The sequence below is a fragment of the Rhizobium sp. PEPV16 genome (genome assembly GCF_008919455.1).
Taxonomy (GTDB): domain Bacteria; phylum Pseudomonadota; class Alphaproteobacteria; order Rhizobiales; family Rhizobiaceae; genus Rhizobium; species Rhizobium leguminosarum_Q.
This window is the reverse complement of the sequence record NZ_VSZV01000293.1, coordinates 24698-27340: the sequence shown is the minus strand read 5'-3', so window position 1 is coordinate 27340 and position 2643 is coordinate 24698. Positions and strand designations below refer to the sequence as shown.

Here is a 2643-nt window from a genome sequence, read left to right as displayed (position 1 = left end):
TGGAATAACGGGGATAGATATGGCTCAGCCAAGTGTAGCGCGTGAACCGTCCATGGAAGAAATTCTGGCGTCCATCCGCCAGATCATCGAAAGCAATGAGCCCGGCGCCGGCAAGGCGATTTCCGCATCCCTGCCGCCGGTCTACGGTGCCGACGAGGATGACAATGGCTCCGAAATTCATCTGACGGTCGACGATACCTATGCCGGCGTGGAATTCCCCGAACCGGTCATGCGCTCCTCCGATCCGCGTTTCGTCGCCGCCAATTCGGCCGGCACCGCCCCCGAAGCAGAAGTGCCGGCCCGCGCTCTGTCGCTTGCCGATGTCGCCGCCCGCGTGCGCGCCGCCTCCGAGCGCAGCGCCGTGCAGGCCGGTCAGGCCCTGCGTGAAATTCCGAGCGGCTTCCGTCAGCCCGAACCGCAGCCGGCTGTGATGCCGGAACCGCCGCGCGCCGCGGCACCGCAGCCGCAGCCACCACAGCCTGTTTTCCCGGATGCCGCAGCGCCCATCCAGCCTGCTGCGATCCAGCAGCCGGCCGAGCCGATGTTTACCGAAACGCAAAGGCTTGCCGTCGCCGAGCCTGCGCCTGCCGTCGAAACAGCGCTGCCGGCCATGGAACCCGCTCAGTCGTCGACCGAGCGTTTCCTGCCGAGCGTTATGGACGAGGTCCAGCCGACGCTGCTTTCGGAGGGCGCTGGCCTGCAGATCAGCCGCTCCTTCGAGGAGCTTGCCGCTGCGATCGACGGTGCCGAGCGCCGCTCGCTGGACGAGATTGCTGAGGACATGCTTCGCCCGATGCTGCGCGAATGGCTCGATGATAATCTGCCGACACTGGTCGAGCGGTTGGTGCGCGAGGAAATCGAGCGCGTGGCGCGCGGCCCGCGCCGCTGATCGGATTGCTTTTTCCTGAAAAGCCGCTCCGGTCTCCGGGGCGGCTTTTTTATTGACTTGGCCGTGACCATCCTATTTACAAACGCCACCCTCGAACCTCGAAATTGGTCAGAAAATGCTCGACAAGACCTATGATTCCGCTGCCGTCGAACCGAAAATCGCCGCGATATGGGATGATGCGGACGCTTTCCGCGCTGGCGCGAACGCCAGGCCGGGCGCCGAGACCTTCACCATTGTGATCCCGCCGCCGAATGTCACCGGTTCGCTGCACATGGGTCATGCGCTGAACAATACGCTGCAGGACATCCTGGTGCGCTTCGAGCGCATGCGCGGCAAAGACGTGCTCTGGCAGCCGGGCATGGACCACGCCGGCATCGCCACGCAGATGGTCGTCGAGCGCAAGCTGATGGAACAGCAGCTGCCGGGCCGCCGCGACATGGGCCGCGAAGCCTTCATCGACAAGATTTGGGAGTGGAAGGCGGAATCGGGTGGCCTGATCTTCAACCAGCTGAAGCGTCTTGGTGCGTCATGCGACTGGTCGCGCGAACGTTTCACCATGGACGAGGGCCTGTCGAAGGCGGTTATCGAGGTTTTCGTCGCCCTCTACAAGGAAGGTCTGATCTACAAGGACAAGCGCCTGGTCAATTGGGATCCGAAGCTGCTGACGGCGATTTCCGATATCGAAGTCGAGCAGCACGAGGTCAAGGGCAATCTCTGGCACCTGCGCTATCCGCTGGAAAAGGGCGTAACCTACCAATACCCGATTGCATTCGATGAGGAAGGCAAGCCGACCGAATTCGAGACGCGCGATTATGTGGTCGTCGCAACGACACGCCCGGAGACCATGCTGGGCGATACCGGTGTTGCCGTCAATCCGAAGGATGAACGCTATCAGGGCATTGTCGGCAAGCATGTCATTCTGCCGATCGTCGGCCGCAGAATTCCGATCGTTGCTGACGATTATGCCGATCCGGCTGCCGGCACCGGCGCGGTGAAGATTACGCCCGCGCACGATTTCAACGACTTCGACGTCGGCAAGCGCGCAGGTCTTCGCGTCATCAATATCATGAACGGCGACGGCACGATCACCATCAAGGACAATGAGGACTTTCTTGAAGGTCTCGACAATCCGGCGGCGTTGCACGGCGCCTGGGACCGCCTGGAAGGGCAGGACCGCTTCTATGCGCGCAAGGTCATCGTCGAGATTTTCGAAGAGGCGGGCCTCGTCGACAAGATCGAGCCGCACAAGCACATGGTCCCGCACGGCGACCGCGGCGGCGTGCCGATCGAACCGCGGCTGACCGAACAGTGGTACGTCGATGCAAAGACGCTCGCCGAACCGGCGATAGCCTCGGTCCGCGAAGGTCGCACCAGGATGGTGCCGAAGAGCTGGGACAAGACCTATTACGAATGGATGGAAAACATCCAGCCCTGGTGTGTCTCCCGTCAGCTCTGGTGGGGTCACCAGATCCCCGCCTGGTACGGCCCGGACGGCCAGGTCTTCGTCGAAAAGACCGAGGAAGAGGCGCTGCAGGCGGCGATCCAGCATTACCTTTCGCACGAGGGGCCGATGAAAGCCTATGTCGAGGACCTGCTTGAAAACTTCAAGCCGGGCGAAATACTGACGCGTGACGAGGACGTGCTCGACACGTGGTTCTCCTCAGCACTCTGGCCTTTCTCGACGCTCGGCTGGCCGGACGAGACGCCCGAACTGGCGCGTTATTACCCGACCAACGTTCTCGTCACCGGCTTCG

Annotated in this window: 2 protein-coding genes; both read left to right on the top strand. The window is 62.3% G+C overall.

Features of this window, described 5'->3' with window-relative positions; genetic code table 11:
* Window positions 1–19 precede the first annotated feature (19 nt).
* The gene (locus tag FY112_RS14465; RefSeq protein ID WP_131629432.1) at window positions 20–889 is read left to right on the top strand and encodes a DUF2497 domain-containing protein; all 870 of its coding nucleotides are present in this window, start codon (window positions 20–22) and stop codon (window positions 887–889) included.
* Window positions 890–1004: 115 nt separating this feature from the next.
* Window positions 1005–2643, top strand: a 1639-nt coding sequence (locus FY112_RS37765) for a valine--tRNA ligase (protein ID WP_246700675.1), incomplete at its 3' end; no start/stop codon positions are given.